The sequence below is a fragment of the Streptomyces sp. NPDC046876 genome, from assembly GCF_040645035.1.
Lineage (GTDB): Bacteria > Actinomycetota > Actinomycetes > Streptomycetales > Streptomycetaceae > Streptomyces.
This window is the reverse complement of the sequence record NZ_JBEYXK010000087.1, coordinates 1-22,963: the sequence shown is the minus strand read 5'-3', so window position 1 is coordinate 22,963 and position 22,963 is coordinate 1. Positions and strand designations below refer to the sequence as shown.

The window sequence follows — 22,963 nt, the reverse complement described above, 5'->3', positions numbered from 1 at the left end:
GTGGACCCCGGAAACGGTAGGAGGGACGGACCGCCGCCGCATCCGCCCACCGGTTGAGTACGGCGGCGGTAGCCGCACGGCCGGGGTAAACCCTCGCCGTAGGGCACCGGCCCCGGCCGGCTCCGGTGCCGGCCGGTGCCACCTGCGGGCTCCGGTACCACCTGCGGGCTCCGGTACCACCCGCGGGCTCGGCTGCCACCTGCGGGCTTCGGTGCCGGCCGGCTTCGGGCCCGGCTAACTCCGGCTCCCCGACAGCTCCAGCGTGGGGTAGTCGGTGTATCCGGTTTCGCCGCCCGTGTACATCATGTACCGGTCGCGCACCGGGTTCAGCGGTGCGCCGAGGCGCAGCCGTGCGACGAGGTCGGGGTTGGCCAGGAAGGCGCGGCCGAGGGCGATCAGGTCGGCGCCTGCCGCCAGGAGCCGTTCGCCCGCGGCGCGGCCGCCGTCGGCGGGCAGGTCCTTCCCCCATCCCAGTGCCGGGTTGGCGATCAGGGTGCCCGGCCAGGCCCGGCGTATGCGGTGGAAGAGGGGCTGGTCCGGGTCGGCGAAGACGAGGTGGAGGTAGGCGAGGCCGGTGTCGGCGAGCGCCTCGACGAGCGCCGGGTAGATGCGGTCGGTGTCGCCCTCCTCGATGCCGTTGACCGTGTTCCCGGGGGAGATGCGCAGGCCCACGCGGTCGGGGCCGATGGCGTCGGCGACGGCGCGGACCACCTCGACCGTGAACCGGATGCGGTGGGCGACGGGCCCGCCGTAGGCATCGTCGCGGCGGTTGGTCCCCTGGGCCAGGAACTGGTGCGGGAGGTACCCGTTCGCCGCGTGCACCTCGACCCCCTCGAAACCGGCCGCGATGGCGTTGCGGGCCGCAGAGGCGTAGTCGGCGACCGTGGACCGGATGTCCTCGAGGGTCATCGCGCGGGGCACGACGGAGGGCTTTCGGCCGCCGACCGTGTGGATGGTCTCGGGCAGCGCGACGGCCGAGGGCGCGATGGGTACGAGACCGCTCGTGTCGGGGTGACCGATCCGGCCGCCGTGCTCCAGTTGCAGGAACATCCGGCCCCCGGCCGCCCGTACGGCCTCCGTGACGCGCCGCCATCCGGCCACGTGCTCCGCGCTGTGGATCGCCGGGATGTCGGGGTACGCCTTTCCGACGGCGTTCGGAGCGGCGGCCTCGGCGATGATCAGGCCTGCGGAGGCGCGCTGCGTGTAGTAGGTGGCCATGAGCGGTCCCGGAACGCCGTCGGCTCCGGCACGGTTGCGGGTCAGCGGTGCCATGACCAGGCGGTTGGGCAGCTGGAGGGGGCCGAGGCGGGCGGGCTTGAAGAGGTCGGTGTCGACCTGGGTGTTCGTCATGCCGGTACGGTAGGAAGTGACATCAGTGTCAGGTTCAAGGCCCGGACCGCGTCCACGGACCAGGACGGAGCGGATCGGCGGACCGCGGACCGGCGGACCGGGCGGGACGAGCAAACGGGGGTGGCGGTGCGGATCGGTGAGCTGGCCCGGCGCAGCGGTGTGAGCGAGCGGTCCCTGCGCTACTACGAGCAGCAGGGGATCCTGCGCTCCGAGCGCACTCCCGGCGGCCACCGGGAGTTCGGGGAGTGGGCGGTCGACCGGGTCATCCGGATCCAGGCGCTGTACGCGGCGGGGTTGAGCAGCAAGAAGATCGGGCAGCTGCTCCCCTGCATGCGGGACTCGGACGGCGGCCCGAACGAGTTCGCCACGCAGCAGCTGGTCAGCGAACTGGTCGTGGAACGCCGGCGCATCGACCGTCTGATCGCCGAGCTCGCCCTCTCGCGCGACGTCCTGGACGAGGTCATCGACGCCGCCTCGGAGGGCATCGGCGCCTCCCCCGCCCCCTCCCGTGCCACGGGCAACGCCACCGCCACCGGATCCTGACCCTGATCGGTCCCCGTACGCACCGCGGCCTGGCCGGCCGCTTCAGCTGCGGGTGGGAGCGGGCTCGACCTGGCGCAGTTCGGCGAGCAGTTCGTTGCGCCCGGCCAGCATCTCCGTCAGGATGCGGCGCGCCGCCCGCAGCAGGTCGGCGACGTCCCCGCCGGCGAGGGCGTAGGTGACGGTGGAGCCCTCGCGGGTGGACACCACGATGCCCGAGCGTCGCAGGACGGCAAGCTGCTGGGAGAGGTTCGACGCCTCGACGTCGATCTCGGCGAGCAGGCTCCGGACGGGCTTGGGGCCGTCCTGGAGGAGTTCCAGCACGCGGATGCGGACCGGATGGCCGAGCATCCGGAAGAACTCCGCCTTGGCCTGGTACAGCGGTACCTGCATTCCCACGACTCCCGCTCTGCTGCTCCTCGGACGTCTGCCTGCGTCCGCCCGTTCGTCCCCGCCCCCGGGACGGCTTCACGCTCGCGGTACATCGTCGCGTCCTGCCGGCCCGCACGCACACACAGTTGACCGGTTTTGGATGTGTCGAGTTGAAGAAATCTTCAACTCATGGGCGTGCGGGGGCCGTCAGGACGACGCGATGCCTAGACCTCGAGGTCCGCTTCGATGCGGCGCAGCTGGTGGCGGGCCATGGCCAGGTTCGACTTGCCCTTGTCCAGTACGAGGTACAGGAACAGGCCGCCGGCACCGCGATTGCGCAGGAGACGGATCAGGTGGTACTGGCTCCCGAGCGTGATCAGCAGGTCCTCGATCTCGTCCTTGAGGCCCAGCATCTCCATGGTGCGGTTCTTGGCCCGGATCACATCGGTGTTGCCCGCCGCGGCGACCATCAGGTCCAGGTCCTTGCCACCGCCGAGCGTGCCCAGGGCCATCCCGCTGGCGTAGTCCACCAGCGCCACTCCCAGCACCCCTTCGATCGAGGTCATCGCTTCCTTCAGCGACACTTCCACGTTGGCCATGGTCGTACCTCCGATACAGCTTTCTGCCGTTTCCGGCACCGGATCTTCCGTACCGGGACGCTACCGATCTCTCACCGCCGTACGGACGGATCGGGGAAATCGGCTGAAAAGCAATGCACATCGAATGCTTCGGCCGGACCGGGTGCGGTGAGGGCCGCGGGCTCGTCGAGGCGGGCCGCGGCCGCCCGCCAGGCGTGCGTGACGGCCCGGTGCGCCTGCTCCGTGCGCGCGGCCGTGTCGCCGGCGAGGCCGATCGGTGCCCCGACGTGGACGTGCAGGGCCGGGCGGCGCAGGGGGGCGGTGGCCAGGCCCGCGAGCTGCTTGGCCGCGCCGCCCGAGGTGATGCGGCGGGCACCGGCCTGGCCCAGCGGGACGACGGGGGCGCCGGTGCGCTCGGCGAGCCGGGCGAGCCCGCTGCGGAAGGCGCCGGGCGCGGCTTCGGCGGCGTCCGTACGCAACGGGATGCCCCCTTCGGCGTACATGAGGACCAGCCGCCCCTCCCCGAGCGCGGCCGCCGCGTGGTCGAGGGCGTCCGCGGCGTGCCGCGACCCGCGGTGGACGGGTACGTGGCCCTCCCGGGCGAGTCGGCTCCCGAGGAACGGGATCCGCCACAGGCCGGCGGCGGCCATGACGACCGGCTCGACGCCGAGCCGCCGCAGGGCGGCGAGGACGACGGCGGGGTCGGCGAGGGAGGTGTGGTTGGCGGCGATGATGCTGCCCGGGGGGAAGGCGGCTCCGGGGTCGGTGGTCACGCCCAGGCGCCCGAACGCGGGCACCAGGGCGTGGGAGAGGCGGCTGAGCATGTGGTTCGGTCCCCCGTGGTCGACTGCGGCGTGTTCCCCATCGTCGGCTCGGGGGCGCGGGCCGGCCTGAGCGGTGCTACTCAGGTCGGGCGGGTGACGTACCCACAGGTGGGGGCGGGATGCGCCCCCTGGCACTCAGGTCGCCCCGCCGGTCGGGTACGGGGGGTGGTCGGTGCCGGGCGGCCGTCAGCCCGGCGGCCGTCGGCCCGGCGGCCGTCAGCCCGGCGGCCCGGCTGCCTGTTCTGCGGCGTGCAGGCGGCGCGTGGCCGTCCGGGCCGCCCGGTCGGCCTTGCGCAAGGCCTCCTCGGTGCTGCGGTGTCGGGTCTTCGCCGCATCCGCTGCTTCCTCGGCGGCCTCCAGGCGCCGCCGGAGGGCCGTCAGTTCCTCGCGGAGGGACGCCGCCTCGGCCGTGGCCCGGGCGAGCGAGGCGGCGGCCGCGGTCAGGGCGGTCCGGGCGCCGTCCCGCTCTTCCTCCGCTGCCGCTGCGGCGGCCCGGGCCTCCCGGAGACGCGCTTCGTGCTTGCGCGCCCGTTGTTCGGCCACGCGGTCCCGTGTCGGCGGGGAGGGCGGGGGCGGTGGTGGGGGCGGTGGTGGAGGTGGTGAGGGCGAGGGAGGTGCGGCCGGGGAGGGTGGAGGTGGTGCTGGGCGGGGTGTGGTGGCGAGTGCCTCCGGGTCGGGCTCCAGGCCCTCGAAACCGAACCGCAGCTGCGGGGGCGCCGCCAGCCGGCCCGCGGCCCATGCCTCGCCGGCCTCCTCGTCGGCGAGGAGGCCGTGCAGGATCTGCCCGACCTCGCGCAGCGCCCCCTCGCCGAGCCGGTCCCCCGAGGCGTCCGCCAGTTCGGCGGCTCTCCGGGTGAGCTCGGCGACGGCCTTGTTCCGTTCCTCGGACAGGGCCCGCAGTTGCCGGCCGTCGAGCTTCCGGTGGGCGGTGCGCAGGCGGGCGCCCAGGTCCAGCAGCGCCCGTGCCTCGTCGGGTGCGGAGCGGGCGAGGAGGTTGACCGCCCACAGCGCGAGCGTGGGCTTGCGCAGCCGGCCGATCCTGCGCGCGGCCTCGGCGTCCTTCGCACGCTTGGCCCGGGCCGCGTGGCGGTCCCTCGCCTCGATGAACTCCGCCGGCCGGAGCCCGTACAGCTCGGTGATCACCGCGTCCACGTCCATGTCCACACCCACACCATCGGCCCGCGGGCCGGCCGACGCCGCCTCGACCCGCCGCACCGAAATGGGTTGACGGGTGATACTCCGGCGCGTTCGTATGGCCCGTTCCGTTCCGTTCCACCCTGCCCCGCCCCGCCCCGCCCCCCCTCAGGAAGGTGCTGCTCATGCCTCCCGGCAAGATGCATGCCGACGAACCGGACATCGACGCCCCGCTCGTGCAGCGGCTGATCGCCGCTCAGTTCCCCCATTGGGCGGGACTGTCCGTCAAGCCCGTCGATTCCGTCGGCACGTCCAATGCCATGTACCGGCTGGGCGAGGACATGGCCGTACGGCTCCCGCGCGTCGCAGGGGCCGTGGAGGACATCGAGACCGAGCACACCTGGCTGCCGCGACTCGCCCCGTCGCTGCCGGTGGCCGTACCGGAACCGCTCGGCAAAGGCGCGCCCGGTGAGGACTATCCGTGGCGTTGGTCCGTCTTCCGCTGGCTCGACGGTGAGAACCCGGTCAGCGGCCGGATCGCCGAACCGGTCAGGCTCGCGCAGGAGCTCGGGGCGTTCGTGACCGCGCTGCACCGGATCGATCCCACGGGCGGCCCGGCCTCCTTCCGCAGCGAGTCCCTGGCGGAGCGGGACGGCTGGACGCGCAGGGCGATGGCGGCGCTGCGCGGGTCCGTCGACTCCGGGGCGGTGACGGCGGCATGGGACGCCGATCGGCAGGCCCCGGCGTGGGCCGGTCCGGCCGTCTGGATCCATGCGGACCTGCAGCCGGGGAACCTGCTGGTCGCCGGCGGCGGGCTCAGCGCCGTCATCGACTTCGGGTGCATGGGACTGGGTGATCCCGCCGTCGACCTGATCCCGGCGTGGTACGTGCTGCCGAGGGAGGCCCGGGACGTCTTCCGGGCCGCAGCGCGGGCCGACGAGGCGGCGTGGGCGCGGGGCCGGGGCTGGGCGCTGTCGGTCGCGCTGATGGAGGCGGACTACTACCGGGACACGAACCCGGCCATGGCCGCCACCGCGCGGTACGTCATCGGCGAAGTCCTCGCGGACCACGCCGCCCGAACCGCCTGACGGTCCGCAGCGGGGGCGGGAGTCCACCGCCGCCGGCGTGCAGGCGGACACGACGGGCACTGCGGGCGCCTCGCGTACGCGCAGGTCAGGCCGGGGCGGGGCGCCGATATTGCGTGGTGACCGCTCCCGCACCGCGGGTACCGTCTCCTCTCCCGGCCGGCCGCATCGGCCGACGTGCCCGGATTCGAATGCAGAGAGCGGTTCCCATGACCAGTCAGCCGGCAACGACGACCCTGTGGCGCCCCACCGGCCCCGTGGAGCTGGACCTGGTCCGCGCACTCGACTGGCGCGCCTGGCCGCCGCGGCTGCCGGAGCAGCCGATCTTCTATCCGGTCCTCGACGAGGACTACGCGGTGAAGATCGCAAGGGACTGGAACGTGAAGCACGACGGCGCGGGCTTCGTCACCCGCTTCGAGGTCGACTCGGAGTTCCTGAGCCGGTACCCCGTCCGGCAGGCGGGTGGCCGGACGATCCTCGAGCTGTGGGTCCCGGCCGAGGAGCTCGACGAGTTCAACGCCCACATCGTCGGCAGGATCGAGGTCGTCCACGAGTTCCGCTGAGCGGTGCAGGCGCACGCCGGCGAAGGCACGCACACCGGCGATCACCCGTGCAGGTGCAGTCCCGCCCGCGCCCGGCACCTGATGCGCCGTACGGGAGTTGGACGGCCGAAGGGGTGCCGGACGGGCTGCCGGACGGCCTGCCGATCGGGTGAGGAGGCCGGGTCGCGTGGAGGTATACGCGCAGGACGGCGGCGTCGTCCGCAGGTACGCCGCCCGCCTGTCGGCCGATCCGGCGCTGATCGAGCGGGCCTCGCTCCGGGAGGGCGGCCGGATCGTGCAGCTCGCGCCCCAGGGCGGGGTGGACTCGACGTCCTGGACCTGTCGACGGCCAACACCACCGGGACGTTCAAGTCCTGGATGGCCTGCCTCGCGGTCGCCCAGTGCCTGCGGGCCGGCAGCCCGCTGGTGCTGACCCAGAGCTCGGGGAACACCGCCAACGCGGTGGCCGCGTACGCCGTCCACGCCGGGCTGCGCGCGGTGGTCCTGCACCCGCCGGCCTCGCGCCGCCGGATCGTGCCGGAGCTGGCGGAGGCGGACGGCGTGCAGTTCGTCGAGGTCGACGCCGCCGAGGAGGAGATCAAAGCCGCCATGGTGGCCTGCTCGGAGGCCTCGGGGGTGCCGATCGCCCCGGCGCGGGAGGACATGTACGAGGCGCACAAGCTGCGCGCACACTTCCTGGCCGACGCCGCGCGCGAGCTGGGCCGGCAGTGGGACTGGCACGTCCAGGCGGTCTCCAGCGGCTACGGGCCCCTCGGCCATTACCGCGGGCTGCGGGAGGTCCTGCGTTCGGATCCCGGCGGGGTCCGCGTGCCGCGGTTCCTCGGCGTCCAGCAGGAGGCGGTGGCGCCGTACGTGGACGCGCTGGCCGGCGGTGGCCGGGAGACGGGCGCGGACCGCCCGGCCCCCGCCGTGCTGGAGCCGACGCTCTTCCGCCGGACCCTCACGGACGAGCTCGTCGCGGAGATGCGGGAGGTGTGCGCCTTCTCCCGCGGGACCGTGCGCCGGCTGGGCAACGCCCGGTACCTGCACCTGGAGCCGCGGGCGGTCACCCTCCTGGCGGAGGCGGGCGTCCCCGTGGCCCGCGCCGCTGCCGGGACCCCTTGGGAACGCTCCGGCCTCTACGCCCTGGCCGGGACGCTCGCCGCGATCGAGGAGGGCCTGATCCGCCCCGGCGAGCGCGCCCTGGCGGTGTTCACCGGCGGCGCGGCCCCCGCCCCGCCCCGCACGTACGAACCCCACTGGCTCGCCGACCGCACCGACGCCGAGGAGGTCATCACCCGCGCCCTCGACAAGCTCCGCCCCTGAAGTCGGCGGCTGCGCACGTGGCGACCGCGGCTGCACCGCGTTGGCCGGGGGCGGGGCCCGGTGAGCGCTCGTGCGAGGGGTCAGGGGCGGGGTCGGCGCCATCCGCCGATGACCGTGCTCAGAGCCAGCACGGCCACGGCCCAAGCGGCCGGCGTCCACGGCGAGTTGGTGCCGGCCACGACCGGCGACACCCGGTGGCGGCGGTCATGGGCGATGCGCACCTCACCGCCGACCTCGGCGATGTGGTGGTCCGTCTTGATCTCGCCGGGATCTCCGCCCGGGCATTGCAGCTCGTGCCGGTAGACGGTCCTGCCGGGGGGCGCCCCCTCCCCGTACGAGGCCTGCTCCCGCGCGTCGATCGCCCGTACGACGCACAGCGCCTCGTCGGGGCGTGCCGCGGACTGGTCCGCCGCGGTGACCGTCAGCAGCAGGCCCGCGGCCAGGAGCAGGGCGCCGAACAGGCCGCCGCTGCCGCCCGCGAGGACGAAGTACGCGATCGCCGAGCCGAGGACCAGGACCGCCCCGCCGACCAGGGCCACCGGCGAGGGGAGGGGCGACCCGCCGGCCAAACCCCACCAGGCCCACCCGAACGTGAGCACCGCGGCGACGGCGGGCAGGGCTGCGGCGCCGAGCGACCTGCGCGTGCCCGTGTCAGTGTCCGTCTGCTTCTGCTTCCTTCCTGCCCGTGCTGCGGTGTCCCCCACCCGCGTCACCCCCTGCCGAGCGGGACGCGGCCGCGGTCGCGCACGGTTGCGCCGCCGCTACTTCGGCACCTTCCAGAGAGTGAGGTTGCCGGTGAAGGCGGGCGGATCGACGGACGTGCCGGTCTCGGTGACCGCGGTGAGTTCGAACCGCGCCAGGTTCCCCTCGGAGGTGAGGGTGCACAGGATGTCGCCCTTGGCCAGGGGCTTGGCCTTGATCAGGGTGGTGTTCGGGATCTGGCTGGGGAGCGGGGTGGAGTCCACCGCCTGGCGGCACACCTCGGGGGAGGCACCGGGCGACTTGGCGAAGGGGGTCTGGAAGTCCAGTTCCTGCAGCAGGTAGCCGATCTCGGCCTTCTTGTCGCCGATCTCGCCCTTCGGGCTGACCTTGCCCGTGTCCATGTCGACGGTGATGTACTGCCCGACCGCGGGCGTTGCGATCATCAGCGGGCGGTCCTTGAAGACCTCGGTGTACTCCGGCTTCTTGGCCGGCGGCGGAGCCGCGGCGCTCTGCTGCGCGCCGGCTCCCGGATTCGCGTCCTGCGACGTGCTCGCGCCCGGGGCGGGCTTCGCCTTCTCCGCCGTGTCGTGGTCCCCGCTGCCGGACAGCGCCCAGGCCGTGCCCGCGACGGCCACCAGGACCGCGGCTGCCGCGGCGATCAGCGCGGTGCGGCGGCTCCGCGCGGCCGGGGCGGGGGCCGCCTGCGGCGGCATGGCCGGCGGGGGCGGCATCTGCGGCGCCGGCGCCTCGGTGGGCGCGCTGTGCACCGGGTGGGCGGGCGGCGGGGCGGCGGGCGGCCTGCCCGGGGCCGCGGTGGGCGCGGAGTGCTGCGCACCGGGGACCTGGGTGGGCACGTACGAGGGCGCCGCAGGTGCGCCGGCGGGCAGGGCGAGGAGCTGCCGCAAGCCGTCCTCCCGGGCGGCGACCGCCTGCGCCCACGGCTGTGGGAGCCACCCGGCGAGGTCCCTGGCCGGGCCGCCCGCGAGCTCCTCGCAGCGGCGCGCCAGATCGGCGGGGGCCGGGCGGGCGGCAGGATCTGCGGCGAGCGCCTCCTCCAGTACGGGCCTCAGCTCGGCGTCGTACCCGGACAGGTCCGGGGGCCGCACGGCGGTGTTGGCGATGCGGGTGGCGACGGTCAGCCCGCCGCCGTCCCCGTACGGGTGGCGGCCGGTCGCGGCCACCGCGGCGATCAGGCCGAGGGAGAACACGTCGGAGGCCGGGGTGAGTTCATCGCCGGTGCCCTGCTCCGGGGACATGAACTGCGGGGTGCCGATGAAACCGCCGCTGCGGGTGAGCCGGGTGGACTCCGCCGCCCGCGCGATCCCGAAGTCGATCACCCACGGGCCGTCGGCGGCCAGCAGGATGTTGCCGGGCTTCAGGTCGCGGTGGATGATGCCGGCCGCGTGCACCGACTCCAGGGCCCGCGCCACGCACGCGACCAGCCGGAGCGCCGCCGCACGGGGCAGCGGCCCGTGGGCGTCCAGGGCCTCGTCGAGCGGGAGGCCGGGTATGTAGGTGCCGGCCAGCCAGGGCTGTTCGGCGTCGGTGTCGTGGTCGACCACCGGTACCAGGTGGTAGCCGCGGACCTGGCGGGCCGCCCGCACCTCCTGCCCGAAGCGGGTGCGGAACTCGGCGTCGCCGGCGTACTCCCGGCGGATCACCTTGATCGCGACCGGCTGGTTCCCGCGGGTGCGCGAGAGGTAGACGGATCCCATCCCGCCCTCCCCGATGCGCGCCAGGAGACCGTAGCCCGCGATGTCCCGCGGGTCACCCTGTTCCAGGGGGTGCAGTGCCGGGCCGTGTGCCCCGTTCATGACGTCCAACTCCCGTATGTCCCGGGCCACCAGGGCCACCGACCGGCTGTCACATCCAAGATCGTGATCTTAATCGGCCGCGCGCCGCGGCCGTGACGACATGCCGTGCCCCCGCCCGCGACGACCGCCGGCCGCGCTGTAGCCTGCGCTCGATCGGGGCCGCACGGCTCCGGCAGCCGGCGGAGCAGGGGGCAGGGCCATGGGCGGCGGGCGGCGGGAGCGCTGGATCATCACCGCGGAACGGGTCAGCGAGCGGAACTCGGAGGACGGCGGTTTCCTCGAGGCGGTCAGCGAGTTCGACGGGACCCGGGAAGAGGCCGAGCGGGCCATGGAGGAGGCCGCCCGGACCATCGTCGTCGGGACGTTCTTCCAGGAGCGCCGCAGACTGGTCTACCGCCAGGACGACGGCTCGTACCTGGTGCGCTGCACCGGGAGGATGGGCGGCCGCCACACCCGCGTGCTCCGACTCGGCCGGCTGGTCTGGGACTCCGCCGCGAAGGACGCCGCGGACGGCGGCCTGGCCGGCGCCCCCGAGGACGCCCCGGGTCCCGTCGACAGCAGGTAGACCGGCCGGCAGGGGGTGGGGCTGTCCCCCGGTCGCCTCGGGGGCGGCCCGCAGTGAACCCCCGACGGATGATCTTTAGCGTCTGCTGTATGAGGTATTTACGGGATTTACACGGCAGGCCGGGGCCGGGCAGGCGGCGGCCCGGGCGGTGCGGGGCAGTGGCAGCGGCCCTGCTCCTGACCGGGGCCGCGGTGGCGGCCGGCGCCCCTGCAGGCGTGGCCGCGGCCCGGCCGGCCACGGCGGCCGCCGCGTGCGACAGCGCGCAGCGGGCGGTCACCGAGTCCCTCGGCGTCCTCGTCGCCCGGCACGGCGTCCCGGGCGCCGCCGCAGAGTTCGTCGACCCGCGCTGCGGCCGCCGGGAGGCCGCCCGCGGCGTCGCCGACCTGGGGACCGGACGGCCGATGCGGGCCGGGGACCGGCTGCGGATCGGCAGCGTCAGCAAGACGTTCACCGCGACGGTCGTCGTGCAGCTGGCCGCGGAGGGCCGGATCGGGCTGGACTCCCCCGTCGAGGACTTTCTGCCCGGGCTGATCCGGGCCGACGGCCACGACGGCCGCACCATCACCGTACGGCAGCTGCTCCAGCACACCAGCGGGCTGCCGGACCACATGGACGCCCTGGCCGACGTCCCCGCGGAGCAGTGGCGCTACCGGCACTTCGACACCCGCGAGTTGATCGCGATGGCGCTGCGGCTGCCGCGGCCCGAGGGGAGTTGGCACTACTCGACCACCAACACCCTCCTCGCCGGGCTCATCGTGGAGAAGGTCACCGGGCGCGGTATCGAGGACGAGGTGACGCGGCGGATCATCGAGCCGCTCGGGCTGCACGACACGTACTGGCCGGGTGACCGGACGCGCATCCGCGGGGCGCACTCGCGCAGTTACTCCGCACTGCTGCCCGGGCCCGGCCCGGTGGACGGCACCGAGTGGAACATGACCCTCGGCGGGGCGGGCGGGGCACTCGTCTCCTCCCCCGCGGACATGAACCGGTTCTACGGGGCGCTGTTCGGCGGCCGGCTGCTGCCCGCCCGCTGGCTCGCCGAGATGACCCGCACCGTCCCGGCCGACCCGGACCGGCTGTGGCCCGGTGCCCGGTACGGGCTCGGCCTGATCGCCACCCCGCTGCCGTGCGGCGGCTGGTGGTGGGGGCACGCCGGGACGGTACCGGGGGGACACCGGGCGCTGGGCGCGGTCGGCCCCGGCGGCCGCACCGTCGCGCTCGCCCTCAACCGGGTGCCTGCGACCGACCGGGCGGAAGAGGACTTCCGTGCGGTGGTGGACGCCGCTCTGTGCGCCCCGGACCGCCCGGACGGCACGGACCGCCCGGACGGCACGGACCGCCCGGACGGCACGGACGGCCCGGACGGCCCGAACCCCTCCAAGGAGACCCCGTGATGACCAGCACCCGCACCGGCACCGGCACCCCCACCGGCACCCGCACCCGCACCCGCACCGCCGCCGCTCGCCGCGCCTCGGCCGTCGGCCTCGCCCTCGCCGCCTGTCTCGCCGCCACGCCTGCCGCTCCGGCCGCGGCCGCCGCGGCCCGGTCGTCCGCGGCGTCGGCAGCGCCGGGGACCTCCGGCGCGGGGCTCGACCGCTTCCAGCGGCAGCGCCCGGCCTGGCACAGCTGCGTCCTGGGCCCGGGTGACGAGGTGGGCAAGGGCCTGGAGAAGGCGGGTGCGCAGTGCGCGGACGTGACCGTTCCGCTCGACTACGCCGACCCCGGCGGCCGCACGCTCACCGTCGCCGTCTCCCGGATCCGGGCGAGTGACACCCGGCGGCGCATCGGCGCGCTGCTGGTCAACCCGGGCGGTCCCGGCGGCTCGGGCCTCGACTTCGCGCCGGAGGTCCGCACGGCGATGAAGGACGTCGGCGCCCGCTACGACGTGATCGGCATGGACCCGCGGTTCGTCGGCCGCAGCACCCCGCTGGACTGCGGCTGGCCCGTCGGTGTCACCCTGCTCTCGCCCGGCGGCGACCGGGCCGGGTTCGACCGCCGTACCGCCTTCCAGAAGGACCTGGCCGACCGGTGCAGGGCCACGAACGCATCGGTGCTGCCGCACGTCACCACCCGCAACACCGCCCGCGACATGGACGTGATCAGGGCTGCGCTCGGCGAGCGGAAGATCTCCTACCTGGGCTACTCGTACGGGACCTACCTGGGCACGGTCTACACCCAGATGTTCCCCGGCCGCCACGACCGGGTGGTCCTCGACGGGGCCCTCGACCCGCACCGCTACAGCCCCCGCCTGATGTGGGGCAGCGTCGAGCGCGAGAGCGAGCAGGCCCTGGCGGACTGGGCCGCATGGGCTGCGGCCCGCGACGACGCGTACGGCCTCGGCCGCACCCGTACCGACGTGCTCGCCGCGGTCGACCGGATCGTGGCGGCGGCCGGGCGCGGTCCGCTGACCGTCGGCACCGGCGCCGAGGTGTTCCGGCTGGATGCCGCACAGGTGCCGTTCGTGGTCTTCCAGGGGATCGCGGACGACACCGACGGCGGCCGCGCAGCGCTGGCCGAGCAGCTGTCGGCGCTGGCCCGGGCGGCCGAGGGCCGGGCGGCCCCGCTGACGCCGCAGTTCGCGCAGTTGCTGCGGTTCGCCCTGACCTCCGCGGGATCCGCGTTCGGGAGCGCGCAGACCGCGATCCTGTGCGGGGACGCGGCCGCACCGCGCGACGTCGAGCAGTACTGGAGGGACGTCGAAGGCAGCCGCGCGGCGCACCCGCTGTTCGGGCCCCTGACCGCCGGGGTCGGGCCGTGCGCGTTCTGGGACCCGCCGCGCGAGGAGCCCACCCGGGTACGGCGCGACGCCGCGGCGCTGATCGTCGCCGCCACCGGCGACCCCCGCACCCCGTACACCGGCAGCGTCGCCCTGCGGAACCTGCTGCCGGGCTCCCGGCTGGTCACCCTGCGGGGAGCCAACCGGCACGGGATCTACGGGGAGTACGGAAGCCCCTGCGTGGACGATGCGGTGAACGCCTACCTGGCCACGGGCCGGCTGCCGCAGCAGGACCGGACCTGCGTCAAGCAGCCGGGCTGAGGCCACGACCGGCCCCGCGCGCCGGTGCCCGTGCCGGATGATCGGTGCATGAGCGATTCCGAACGTTTCACCCGCACCTGGCACGTCTCGGCGGGCCGGGGGTACGACACCGCATGGGGCGAGTTCACCGGCGACCGGATGCGGGCGCACGGCCGCGCGATGGGGCTGGAGGGCGGCCCGTACTGGGTCGCGTACGAGCTGGAGACCGGACCCGGCTACGTCACGCGCGCGCTGCGCGTCGCCGTGGACGGGCCGGGGCACCGGGCGCGGGCGGTGGAGCTGCTGCGGGACGACGAGGGTCGCTGGAGCGTCGACGGGCAGGAGCGCGCCGACCTCGCCGGGGCGCTCGACTGCGATCTCGGACTGTGCCCGCTGACCAACACCATGCCGGTACGGCGCCACGGTCTGCACCTGGCGCGGGAGGCCGGCACCGGGCGGCGGTTCCTCATGGCCTGGGTGTCCGTGCCGGACCTGGCGGTGGTGGCGTCGGAGCAGACGTACACTCCGCTGGGCGGCGGGCGGGTGGGCTACGCGTCCGGGAGCTTCCGCAGCGACGTGGCCTTCGACGGCGACGGGCTGGTACGGGACTACCCGGGCCTGGCCGAGGAGCTGGCCGCCGGGCCCGCGGGGGGCAGCGGCGGCTGACCCGTGCCCCGGTGCGGCGGGCGGCTTCCGGGGCGCATCGCCTGCCGGAGCAGCCCGCCGCGGGGCCCAGGGGGCCGGTGGTTCAGCAGCGCGGGCAGGCGTCGCGGATGACGCGCCAGGTGAAGACGGCGCTGCCGCTGGCGCCGGCGGCGTCGGTGGCGGTGACCGTCACGGTTCGCGTTCCGGCGCCGCGGAGGGTGCCGCTGATCACCCCGGTGGCGGGGTCGATCCGCGCGCCGGTGGGCAGGTTGACCGCCGACCAGCTGTAGGAGCCGGTCCCGCCGGTGGCGGTCACCTGGATGCGGACGGAGTCGTACTGGTAGCTGACCTGGTCACCGGGGGACGCCACCGTGGGGGCGGCTGCCACGACAGCAGCCGCGGGAGGCGCGGCGGCGCCCGGGGTGGTGGCGGCCGGGGTGGTGGCGGCCGGGGCGGTGGCGGCCGCGGGGCCGGCGGGAAGGGCCAGGGCCGCGGTCAGGCCCAGGGCCAGGACCGCTAATCGGCGCGGGACGCGCGCTGGGGTTCTCATACGTGACCTCCGAACTCGCTCGTTCGACAGCAGGGTTCAAGGTGCGATGGGACCCGCGAATCCTATGCACGGTCCGCGGAGTTCCTCCAGAGTGCTGCCGGGCGGCCTCATGGCCGGAAATTTTTGCCCGATTTGGCGACATGCGGAAAGATGTTTCATCATTGTGACTGCACGTCAGTTCCAGACGTGCTCAAGGGGAGACGGGGGCGCGGGGGTTCCCCCGTGCACACCGTCCGACCCGCCGGCGAGCTCGTGGTCTCGCCGTGCCCCGCGGTGGCTCCCGCCCACGATCCGCTCACCTAGGCAAAGGACCATGTCCGCCCACCACCTCTCGGACCTCATACGGTTCGTCCGTCACAATTCGCCCTTCTACCGCGACCTCTACGCGTCCGTACCGCCGGACGCCGACCGCCTCACCGACCTGCCGGTGGTCGACCAGCGGGAGTTCTGGGCGGCCAACACGCTGCACGACAACCGCGTCCTGACCGGTCCCCTCGGCGAGGCCACCGTCTACAAGACCGGCGGGACCACCGGCGCACCCAAGTTCTCCGTCTACACCCGCGACGAGTGGCGCACCTTCGTGACCTCGTTCGGCCAGGGGCTCGTGGACACGGGGCTGCGCCCGGGACACCGGGTCGCCGACCTCTTCTACGCCGGCGAGCTCTACGCCAGCTTCCTGTTCGTCCTCGACTCCCTCGCCCACGCGCCCGTGGACAACGTCCGCCTTCCCATCGGCGGCGCCGCGCCCCTGGAGTCCACGATCCCGACCCTGCGCGACCTCGGTGCGCAGGTCCTCGCCGGCACCCCCACCACGCTGTGCCGGCTCGCCGAGCAGGTCATCGCCTCCGGTGTCCGCCTCCCCGAAGTGGAGCTGCTGCTCTTCGGCGGCGAGGCGCTCTTCGCCGACCAGCGGCGCCTGCTGGCGGCCGCCTTCCCGGGCGCCGAGGCCCGCTCCGTCGGCTACGCCAGCGTCGACGCCGGACTGCTCGGCCGGCCCGTGCCGGGGCCCGACACCCGCGTGCACCGCGCCTTCGAGCCGTACTCCGTCGTCGAGATCCTCGACGACACCACCGACGAGCCGATCACCGAACCGGGCAGGCCGGGCCGCGTGGTCGTCACGAGCCTGTTCCGGCGGCTGATGCCGGTGATCCGCTACCCCGCGGGCGACCGGGCCGAGTGGACCGGTACCGGGCCCGGGCACTTCCGGATCCTGGGCCGCGCCGAGGAGGGCGTACGGGTCGGGCCCGTGTCCCTGTACACCCAGGACGCGCAGGACGCCGTGGCCGCCGCGGACACCGCCGGGCGGATCGTCGGCATGCAGCTCGTCGTACGCCGCTGGGACGGCCGCGACGGGCTCGTCCTGCGGCTGGCGACGGCCCCCGGCGGGGAAGACACCGACCCCGCCGGGGCGGACCCCGCCGGTCTGGAGACCCTCGCCAAGGCGGTCGTCACCGAGCTGGAGACCGTCCGGCCGCTCTATCCGGACAGCGTCCGCGCCGGGTTCGTGCACCCGCTGGGCGTGGAATGGGCGCGCCACCGCGACCTCGCCGTCAACCCGCGCTCGGGCAAGCTCGTCCGGGTCCTCGACGAGAGGCCGACCGCATGACCGCCCCGACACAGGCACCGGCCGAGACCGCAGAGACCGCCGCCGCACAGGGCCCGGGCCCGGCCCCGGTCGCGCCCGAGGCCCGGCGCATGCCGCTGGTGCTGCGCAACCGCGCCTTCGGCGCCGTCTGGCTGGGCCAGGTGCTGACCCAGGCCTCGGTGCGGATGTTCCAGGTCGGCGTCTCCTGGTGGCTGGTCGCGTACGCCGTCCAGGACTCCGGGGGCCTGGCCTCCGGGCTGTTCATGGCCGCCTGCACCCTGCCCGCCGTGGTCCTGGCCCCCGTGGTGGCCAAGGCCGTCGCCGCCTTCGCGCACCGCTCGGTGCTGCGGAGCGCCGCCGCACTGGCCGGGGCGGGCGCCGCAGCGCTCGCGCTGTGGGCCCAGGGCGGCGGCCTGCCGGTCCCGGCCGTCTACGCCGCAGCCCTCGCCCTGGCCACCTGCCAGGCCTTCTTCGACCCCTGCCTGACCACGTCGGTCCCGGAACTGGTCGACGACGCGGACATCGAGACGGCCACCGGCTTCGAGCTGTCCACCCAGTCCCTGGCGGGCCTGGGCGGGGCGCTGCTCGGTGCCCTGGTCGTGGACCGGGCGGGGCTCGCCTGGCTGGCCGCGGGCTGCGCAGCCGCCTACCTGGCCGCGGCCGCCCTGGTGACGAGCGCCCGCTTCGGCAGCCCGGCCCCCGCAGCCGGCGACAGCGGCAGCGGCAGCGGCAGCGGCAGCGACGGAGCCGACGACCTCGCCGAGGCCGCCCCTCGGCGCACGCTGCGCCGCATCCTCGGCGAACTGCCCTACGTGCGCCGGATCCTGGTGTGCTTCACCGCGGCGAACCTGTTCACCGCCGCCGTGTTCGTCGTCATCCCGCTCTACACGCGCTCCGTCCTCGAGGGCGGCGGCGGTACCGTCGCGCTGCTGGAGGCCTCCCTCGGCACCGGCGCGCTCATCGGCGCGTTCACCGGAACCCGGGTCCCGGGCCGGCCCACCGTGGCCGGCGCGTACTGCCTGGGCCTGATGGCGCTCGCCCTGGCCCTGCCCGGGCTGTTCGCGCACCGCGCGGTCATCTCCGGCTGCCTGGCCGTGGCTGGCTGGTGCGCCGGGGCGGTCAGCGTGCGCTTCGTCGCCCTGTTCCAGCGACTGGTGCCCACCGCCGACAAACCGGGCTTCTTCGCCGTGATGCAGGCCGTGCTCGGCGCGTCCCTGCCGGTGGCCTCCCTGGTGTTCGGCACCGCGGGCGACCACCTCTCGCCGCAGGTCCTGTGCCTGGTGCAGGGCGTGGGCCTGGCCCCCGCGGCCGTCGCCCTGGCCCTGCTCGGGTCCACCGCGCCGACGCCCGAGCCCGAGCCCGTGCCCGACCCGGTCGGAGGAGCGCAGTGACCCTCGTCATCACGGAGGCCGCCTGCGCCGACATCGCCGAACTGCGCCAGCTCTACTACGCCGTCTACGGACCGCACTACCCGGTGGCCCTCGGCACCGACCCCGCCGAGATGGCCCGGCTCATCGGGGACCCGCACTCCCTGTGGCTCGTCGGGCGCTGCGCGGACTCGGGGGCGCTGACCGCCTCTGCCGCCATCCGCAGCGAGGCGGGCAGCCGGATCGGCCGCCTGGAAGGCATCGCCGTGCACCCGGAGCACCGGTCCGGGGGCCTGGCCGCCGCGCTGACCGGGGCGCTGTGCGCCGGGATGCTGGACACGGGTCGCCTGGACTCGGTGTACGCGACCGTCCGCACCGTCAGCGCCGGCCCCCAACGGGTCGTCGCCCGCAACGGGTTCAGGCCGCTGGGCATCCTGCCCAATGCGGTGGATCTCAGCAGCCGCGAAAGCCTCGCACTCTACGCGCGTCACTGCGCCGGGGTGCTCGACCGCCGGATCCCGGTCACCGAAGTGCCCGCGGCGCTGCTGCCGCTGCTGCGGACCGCCGGGGACGCGCTCGGCATCGGCTACCCCGGCGTCCGGGCCACCGCGCCCGCACCCGCACCCGCATCCCGACCGGCGTCGGCCCGACTGGAGATGATCGAGGCCCCCGCCTTCGTCCGGCGCCGCTTCCGCGAGCGCTTCCCCGGCTCCGACGGCTGGTTCTACCCGCTGCACACCCCGAACGTCCTGCTCACCCCGGAGGACGGCCGGTTCGAGGTGTACGCGTACCTCAACCGGGCCGGCGGCTACTGCTCCCTGCTGACGGCCCACCCGGACCCGGCCGCCGCGGCCGAGTACCTGGAGCCGGTGACCCGTGCGCTGGCCCGGGCGGGCGCCGGCTACGTGGAGGCACTGGTGCCGCTCGCGCACCACGAAGCCCTCTCGGCCTTCCTGGCCCAGGGGTTCGTCGCCGGGGCGCTCTACCCGGCGATGCGCGCCGACGGCGACGGCTTCCACGACTACGCCGTGCTGTCCCGCTCCACCGAGCGGATCGACTTCCGCGGCGTCGCCGTCGAACCGCCCCTCCAGCCCTACCTGGACTGCTACGTGTCGGCCTGGGCGTCGACGCACCTGCCCACTTCACCCGAGGTTGCCCCATGAACCCCCATCTCGCCCCGGTCGGCGTGCCCGACCCCGCCCTCCTGCCGCACGTACAGCAACTGTGCGACCTGGAGGACCCGTACGCGTACGGGCCCGCCGAGGACGAGCTGTTCGCCGCCGCCATGGCGGAGATCAACGCCTGGCACACCGAGCGGTCCCCGTTCTTCCGCTCGCTGTACGAGGCCACCGCGCCGCACGGGCCGTACCGTACGCCGCTGGTCCACGCGAACTTCTTCAAGCGGCACGAGGTGCTGTCCATCCCCCGCGAGGACGTCGACCTGCACCTGACCTCCTCCGGGACCACCGGCCAGAAGTCGCAGATGTTCTTCGACCGCTGGACGATCCGCTCCGCGCAGCGCATGGTCGCCCGGATCTTCGACCGCAACGGCTGGATCACCCCCGAGCAGGAGGTCAACTACCTCCTGTACAGCTACGAGCCGGCGCCCTCCCTCAACCTCGGCACCGCCTTCACCGACAACTACCTGTGCGACTTCGCCCCGGCGCGCAGCGTCGAGTACGCGCTGCGCCACACCGGCGGCGAGCACGAGTTCGACCCCTTCGGCTGCATCGCCGCACTGCGCCGCTTCGAGCAGGACGACGCCCCGGTCCGCATCCTCGGCTTCCCGGCCTTCCTGTTCTTCACGCTGGAGCGGATGCGTGCCATGGGGATGGCGCCGCTGCAACTGCCCGAGGGATCCCTGGTGATCCTGGGCGGCGGCTGGAAGGGGCACGCCGACCGGCGCATCGGCAAGGAGGAGCTGTACGCCCGCGTCACCGAGCAGCTCGGCATCCCGGGCGGACGGATCCGGGACACCTTCGGCTCGGTCGAGCACTGCATCCCGTACATCGAGTGCGACCACCACCGGCTGCACGCGCCCGTCTGGTCCCGGGTGGCGATCCGCTCCACCCGCACGCTGGAGCCGCTGCCGTACGGGGAGCAGGGCTACCTGCACCTCGTCTCGCCGTACATCACCTCGGTGCCGGCGCAGAGCGTGCTGATGGGCGACCTCGCCTCCCTCCAGCCGGGCGAGGCCTGCGGCTGCGACCTCGACACCCCCTGGTTCACGGTCCACGGCCGAGCCGGGGTGAGCCGCAACCGGAGCTGCGCGGTGGCCGCAGCGGAACTGATGAAGGGAATGGCGTGACCATGCGAGACGACCACCACCACTACTGGCAGGGCGCGTTCGTCGGCGACGAGGAGGCCGGGCGCCGGTTGGCGGAGCTGCCGGCCGCGGTGGAGGCCGCGCTGGCCTCCCCGCTGGAGACCGAGACCGTCCTGGCCGCCTGCGACGCCCTCGCCGGCGCGCTGCTCGACCCGGCGCACCCCGTGCGCACCCGGCTGGCCGCGTACCTGCCCGAGGGCGAGGACCCGGCGGTCCTCGGCGAGCTCGGCCGCCTGCTGGGGCGCCGCGAGCTGACCCGCAAGCTCCGCCGCGAGCTGGGCGGCGCCGCGCCGGGCCGGCTGAACCGGGCCGATCCGCGGGAGACGGTCTACGAGGCGTGGGCGCCCGTCGGCCTGGTCGCCCACATCGCGCCGGGCAACGCGGCCACCGTCGCCCCGCTGAGCATCGTCGAGGGCCTGCTCGCGGGGAACGTCAACGTGCTGAAGACCAGCAGCGCGGACACGCTCCTGACCCAGCACCTGATGGCCGAGCTCGCGGCCCTGGACCCCTCCGGAGCCCTCGCGGCGCGGGTGATCGTGCTGCGCTTCCCCTCCTCCCGGCAGGAGTGGCTGCGCCTGATGTGCGCGCCCGCCGACGCCGTCGCCGTGTGGGGCGGGGAGAGCGCCGTGGCCGGGGTGGCCACCCATGTGCCGCCCGGGTGCCGACTGGTGGAGTGGGGGCACCGGATCTCCTTCGCCTACCTGACGGCCGACGCGTGGTCGGAGCCGGAGGTGCTCGGCGCCCTCGCCGACGACGTCTGCCTGTACGAGCAGCAGGCCTGTTCCAGCCCGCAGGTGGTCTACCTCGACACCGAGGACGAGGGCGAGGTGTTCGCGTTCGCCGAGCGCTTCGCCGCCGTACTGGGCGCCCGGCCGGCCGCGGTGGGCACCATGGGCGCCGTGGGCCTTGCCGATGGCAACCGCCCGGATCCGGCCGAGGAGGCCGAGCTGACCACCACCGAACTGGTGGCCCGCCTGGAGGAACACCTCGGCCTGACCCGGGTGTTCGCCGCGGCCGACGGCTCGTGGCGGGTCATGGCCGACGTCCGGTCCCCGCTCACCGCCTCGCCGCTGCACCGCAGCGTGTGGGTCAAGCCGCTGCCCCGCAAGCAGCTGATCGCCACCCTGCGGCCCATGCGGCGCTACCTGCAGACCGCGGGCATCGCGGGCAGCCGCAGCGACATCGCCGAGCTCTCCCGCACCGCCCTGGCCGCGGGCGTCACCCGCGTCACGCCGGTCGGCTCCATGCTGGAGAGCTACGCGGGCGAGCCGCACGACGGGGTGTACGCACTCCAGCGCTACAGCCGCCGCGTCGCGGTCCAGGCCGACCCCGAGCGCTTCGCCACCACCGCCTGCCTGGACGACCTGGCGCGTCCCGTCGTCCTGCCGCGGCCCGCCGGCCCGCTGCAGGGCAAGGAGGAGGTGCAGGCGCTCAACGGGCAGGTCGCGCGTGCCGATGCGGAGCTGTACTTCCGCAGCGGCGGCAGCACCGGCGCCCCGGCGCTGTCGCTGTTCAGCTACGACGACTACGACACCCAGATGCACGCCGCGGCCCGCGGACTGCTCGCCGCCGGCTACGACCCGGTCGCGGACCGCACCGCCAACCTCTTCTACTGCGGCGGCATGTACGGCAGCTTCATCAGCTTCTTCTCCGTCCTGGAGCGGCTCGGCGGCGTCCAACTGCCGCTTGCGGCGGGCCCGGACCACCGGGAGACGGCGCAGGCGCTGATCGACCACGGCGCCGACACGCTGTTCGGGATGCCCTCGTACCTGTGGCAGCTGCTGCACGCGGAGGCCGATGCGCTGCGCGCCTACGGGGGCCTGCGCAAGGTCTTCTACGGCGGCGAGCACTTCACGCCGGAGCAGCAGCGGGTGCTGAAGGAGGAGTTCGGCATCGAGGTGGTCCGCTCCATCACGTACGGCAGCACCGACCTGGGCCCGCTGGGCTACCAGTGCACCGAGAGCACGGGCGGCGTCCACCACCTGCACGCCGACCTGCACACGCTGGAGATCCTGGACGTGGCGCAGGACAGGCCGGTCCCCGAAGGCGAGACGGGCCGCCTGGTCTTCACCACCCACGCCCGGCGCGGCCAGCACCTGGGCCGGTACGTCATCGGCGACCTCGGCCGGGCGGTACCCGGGCGCTGCCCCTGCGGCAGCCACGCCCCGCGGTTCGAACTGCAGGGCCGCACCGGTGACGTGATGCGGGTGGCGACGTACCTGCTGAACCACCGCCGCTTCGTGGCCCTCGCCGAGCAGCAGGGCGGCCACCGCGGCGAACTGCAGATCGTGCTCGCCGCCGGGGATGCGCGCGAGCGGCTCACCGTGCGGGTGGAACGCGGTGCGGCGACGGATCCCGAGCGCCTGCGGGAGGTCTTCCTGGCCGGCTATCCGGAACTCCGCTCGGCGGTGGAGTCCCGCCTGCTGGACCTCGCGGTGGAGGCGGTCGCCGGCTCCGCCCTGTCCCGCATCCCGACGAGCGGCAAACTCCGCGGGGTGATCGACACCCGCCGCTAGGCCGTCGCCGCTGCGCGGAGCCGTTCCCCACCCCGCCCCTTCCCGAACTGGGGCTCCGCCCCAGACCCCGCGCCTCAAACGCCGGCGGGGCTGGAAGATCCAGCCCGCGCGGCGTTTGAGCGCACC

At 74.7% G+C, this 22,963-nt stretch carries 21 protein-coding genes; 13 read left to right on the top strand and 8 right to left on the bottom strand.

What is annotated here, in order from left to right:
* Positions 1–234: 234 nt before the first annotated feature.
* Positions 235–1,350 (bottom strand): alkene reductase, encoded by a 1,116-nt coding sequence (locus ABZ924_RS30620; protein WP_361916850.1) that lies wholly within the window; start codon positions 1,348–1,350, stop codon positions 235–237.
* Positions 1,351–1,476: 126 nt separating this feature from the next.
* Between ABZ924_RS30620 and ABZ924_RS30615 the strand changes: the two genes are divergently transcribed.
* Positions 1,477–1,893, top strand: a complete 417-nt coding sequence (locus tag ABZ924_RS30615; RefSeq protein ID WP_361916847.1) for a MerR family transcriptional regulator — start codon at positions 1,477–1,479, stop codon at positions 1,891–1,893.
* A gap of 42 nt (positions 1,894–1,935) precedes the next feature.
* Here the strand turns inward: ABZ924_RS30615 and ABZ924_RS30610 are convergent, their stop codons facing one another.
* The 4 genes from ABZ924_RS30610 to ABZ924_RS30595 all read right to left on the bottom strand — a co-directional run bounded on the left by ABZ924_RS30610 (position 1,936) and on the right by ABZ924_RS30595 (position 4,828).
* Complete coding sequence (locus ABZ924_RS30610) at positions 1,936–2,283, bottom strand: metalloregulator ArsR/SmtB family transcription factor (protein ID WP_361916844.1); 348 nt, start codon at positions 2,281–2,283, stop codon at positions 1,936–1,938.
* A gap of 203 nt (positions 2,284–2,486) precedes the next feature.
* The gene (locus ABZ924_RS30605; protein ID WP_361916841.1) at positions 2,487–2,861 is read right to left on the bottom strand and encodes a hypothetical protein; all 375 of its coding nucleotides are present in this window, start codon (positions 2,859–2,861) and stop codon (positions 2,487–2,489) included.
* A gap of 71 nt (positions 2,862–2,932) precedes the next feature.
* Positions 2,933–3,664 (bottom strand): lysophospholipid acyltransferase family protein, encoded by a 732-nt coding sequence (locus tag ABZ924_RS30600; RefSeq protein ID WP_361916838.1) that lies wholly within the window; start codon positions 3,662–3,664, stop codon positions 2,933–2,935.
* A 216-nt stretch (positions 3,665–3,880) separates the two neighbouring features.
* The gene (locus tag ABZ924_RS30595) at positions 3,881–4,828 is read right to left on the bottom strand and encodes a hypothetical protein (protein ID WP_361916835.1); all 948 of its coding nucleotides are present in this window, start codon (positions 4,826–4,828) and stop codon (positions 3,881–3,883) included.
* 155 nt (positions 4,829–4,983) lie between these two features.
* Here ABZ924_RS30595 and ABZ924_RS30590 point away from each other — a divergent pair, with 155 nt between their 5' ends.
* The 3 genes from ABZ924_RS30590 to ABZ924_RS30580 all read left to right on the top strand — a co-directional run bounded on the left by ABZ924_RS30590 (position 4,984) and on the right by ABZ924_RS30580 (position 7,751).
* Complete coding sequence (locus ABZ924_RS30590) at positions 4,984–5,886, top strand: aminoglycoside phosphotransferase family protein (protein ID WP_361916833.1); 903 nt, start codon at positions 4,984–4,986, stop codon at positions 5,884–5,886.
* A gap of 206 nt (positions 5,887–6,092) precedes the next feature.
* A complete protein-coding gene (locus tag ABZ924_RS30585; protein WP_361916830.1) occupies positions 6,093–6,446 on the top strand; it encodes a hypothetical protein in 354 nt (117 codons plus the stop codon).
* A gap of 81 nt (positions 6,447–6,527) precedes the next feature.
* Positions 6,528–7,751 (top strand): pyridoxal-phosphate dependent enzyme, encoded by a 1,224-nt coding sequence (locus tag ABZ924_RS30580; protein ID WP_361916827.1) that lies wholly within the window; start codon positions 6,528–6,530, stop codon positions 7,749–7,751.
* Positions 7,752–7,831: 80 nt separating this feature from the next.
* Here the strand turns inward: ABZ924_RS30580 and ABZ924_RS30575 are convergent, their stop codons facing one another.
* Both ABZ924_RS30575 and ABZ924_RS30570 read right to left on the bottom strand, forming a co-directional pair.
* Entirely contained in the window at positions 7,832–8,455 is a 624-nt protein-coding gene (locus ABZ924_RS30575) for a hypothetical protein (protein WP_361916824.1), read from the bottom strand.
* 57 nt (positions 8,456–8,512) lie between these two features.
* The gene (locus tag ABZ924_RS30570; RefSeq protein WP_361916821.1) at positions 8,513–10,267 is read right to left on the bottom strand and encodes a serine/threonine-protein kinase; all 1,755 of its coding nucleotides are present in this window, start codon (positions 10,265–10,267) and stop codon (positions 8,513–8,515) included.
* Between the two features lie 199 nt (positions 10,268–10,466).
* Between ABZ924_RS30570 and ABZ924_RS30565 the strand changes: the two genes are divergently transcribed.
* From ABZ924_RS30565 to ABZ924_RS30550, 4 genes are all read left to right on the top strand, one after another.
* Positions 10,467–10,832, top strand: a complete 366-nt coding sequence (locus tag ABZ924_RS30565) for a hypothetical protein (RefSeq protein ID WP_361916818.1) — start codon at positions 10,467–10,469, stop codon at positions 10,830–10,832.
* Positions 10,833–10,990: 158 nt separating this feature from the next.
* Positions 10,991–12,226, top strand: coding sequence for a serine hydrolase domain-containing protein (locus ABZ924_RS30560; protein ID WP_361916815.1), 1,236 nt, complete (start codon positions 10,991–10,993; stop codon positions 12,224–12,226).
* On the top strand, positions 12,226–13,869 hold the full coding sequence (locus ABZ924_RS30555) for an alpha/beta hydrolase (protein WP_361916812.1): 1,644 nt from the start codon (positions 12,226–12,228) through the stop codon (positions 13,867–13,869). The genes ABZ924_RS30560 and ABZ924_RS30555 overlap by 1 nt, the downstream gene beginning before the upstream one ends.
* 48 nt (positions 13,870–13,917) lie before the next feature.
* On the top strand, positions 13,918–14,514 hold the full coding sequence (locus ABZ924_RS30550) for a putative glycolipid-binding domain-containing protein (RefSeq protein ID WP_361916809.1): 597 nt from the start codon (positions 13,918–13,920) through the stop codon (positions 14,512–14,514).
* Positions 14,515–14,596: 82 nt separating this feature from the next.
* On the opposite strand, the gene ABZ924_RS30545 is transcribed toward ABZ924_RS30550, so the two are convergent.
* Complete coding sequence (locus ABZ924_RS30545) at positions 14,597–15,043, bottom strand: Ig domain-containing protein (protein ID WP_361916806.1); 447 nt, start codon at positions 15,041–15,043, stop codon at positions 14,597–14,599.
* Positions 15,044–15,356: 313 nt separating this feature from the next.
* Here ABZ924_RS30545 and ABZ924_RS30540 point away from each other — a divergent pair, with 313 nt between their 5' ends.
* Genes ABZ924_RS30540 through ABZ924_RS30520 form a run of 5 tightly spaced genes read left to right on the top strand, consistent with a single transcriptional unit; the run spans position 15,357 to position 22,837 of the window.
* Positions 15,357–16,649 (top strand): phenylacetate--CoA ligase family protein, encoded by a 1,293-nt coding sequence (locus ABZ924_RS30540; RefSeq protein WP_361916803.1) that lies wholly within the window; start codon positions 15,357–15,359, stop codon positions 16,647–16,649.
* Positions 16,646–18,019 carry an MFS transporter gene (locus ABZ924_RS30535; RefSeq protein ID WP_361916800.1) on the top strand — a complete coding sequence of 458 codons (1,374 nt, stop codon included), beginning with the start codon at positions 16,646–16,648 and terminating at the stop codon, positions 18,017–18,019. The genes ABZ924_RS30540 and ABZ924_RS30535 overlap by 4 nt, the downstream gene beginning before the upstream one ends.
* Complete coding sequence (locus ABZ924_RS30530; protein WP_361916797.1) at positions 18,016–19,158, top strand: GNAT family N-acetyltransferase; 1,143 nt, start codon at positions 18,016–18,018, stop codon at positions 19,156–19,158. Before ABZ924_RS30535 ends, ABZ924_RS30530 begins: the two co-directional genes overlap by 4 nt.
* Positions 19,155–20,303 carry an acyl-protein synthase gene (locus tag ABZ924_RS30525; protein ID WP_361916794.1) on the top strand — a complete coding sequence of 383 codons (1,149 nt, stop codon included), beginning with the start codon at positions 19,155–19,157 and terminating at the stop codon, positions 20,301–20,303. Before ABZ924_RS30530 ends, ABZ924_RS30525 begins: the two co-directional genes overlap by 4 nt.
* Before the next feature lie 2 nt (positions 20,304–20,305).
* Positions 20,306–22,837 (top strand): acyl-CoA reductase, encoded by a 2,532-nt coding sequence (locus ABZ924_RS30520; protein WP_361916873.1) that lies wholly within the window; start codon positions 20,306–20,308, stop codon positions 22,835–22,837.
* Positions 22,838–22,963 lie beyond the last annotated feature (126 nt).

Bases quoted from the DNA above. Each gene is read 5' to 3' on its own strand.
- ABZ924_RS30620 (WP_361916850.1), bottom strand. From the start codon at position 1,350: ATGACGAACACCCAGGTCGACACCGACCTCTTCAAGCCCGCCCGCCTC.
- ABZ924_RS30570 (WP_361916821.1), bottom strand. From the start codon at position 10,267: ATGAACGGGGCACACGGCCCGGCACTGCACCCCCTGGAACAGGGTGAC.
- ABZ924_RS30565 (WP_361916818.1), top strand. From the start codon at position 10,467: ATGGGCGGCGGGCGGCGGGAGCGCTGGATCATCACCGCGGAACGGGTC.
- ABZ924_RS30550 (WP_361916809.1), top strand. From the start codon at position 13,918: ATGAGCGATTCCGAACGTTTCACCCGCACCTGGCACGTCTCGGCGGGC.
- ABZ924_RS30580 (WP_361916827.1), top strand. From the start codon at position 6,528: ATGCGCCGTACGGGAGTTGGACGGCCGAAGGGGTGCCGGACGGGCTGC.
- ABZ924_RS30545 (WP_361916806.1), bottom strand. From the start codon at position 15,043: ATGAGAACCCCAGCGCGCGTCCCGCGCCGATTAGCGGTCCTGGCCCTG.
- ABZ924_RS30520 (WP_361916873.1), top strand. From the start codon at position 20,306: ATGCGAGACGACCACCACCACTACTGGCAGGGCGCGTTCGTCGGCGAC.
- ABZ924_RS30605 (WP_361916841.1), bottom strand. From the start codon at position 2,861: ATGGCCAACGTGGAAGTGTCGCTGAAGGAAGCGATGACCTCGATCGAA.
- ABZ924_RS30610 (WP_361916844.1), bottom strand. From the start codon at position 2,283: ATGCAGGTACCGCTGTACCAGGCCAAGGCGGAGTTCTTCCGGATGCTC.
- ABZ924_RS30590 (WP_361916833.1), top strand. From the start codon at position 4,984: ATGCCTCCCGGCAAGATGCATGCCGACGAACCGGACATCGACGCCCCG.
- ABZ924_RS30540 (WP_361916803.1), top strand. From the start codon at position 15,357: ATGTCCGCCCACCACCTCTCGGACCTCATACGGTTCGTCCGTCACAAT.
- ABZ924_RS30525 (WP_361916794.1), top strand. From the start codon at position 19,155: ATGAACCCCCATCTCGCCCCGGTCGGCGTGCCCGACCCCGCCCTCCTG.
- ABZ924_RS30535 (WP_361916800.1), top strand. From the start codon at position 16,646: ATGACCGCCCCGACACAGGCACCGGCCGAGACCGCAGAGACCGCCGCC.
- ABZ924_RS30585 (WP_361916830.1), top strand. From the start codon at position 6,093: ATGACCAGTCAGCCGGCAACGACGACCCTGTGGCGCCCCACCGGCCCC.
- ABZ924_RS30555 (WP_361916812.1), top strand. From the start codon at position 12,226: ATGACCAGCACCCGCACCGGCACCGGCACCCCCACCGGCACCCGCACC.
- ABZ924_RS30600 (WP_361916838.1), bottom strand. From the start codon at position 3,664: ATGCTCAGCCGCCTCTCCCACGCCCTGGTGCCCGCGTTCGGGCGCCTG.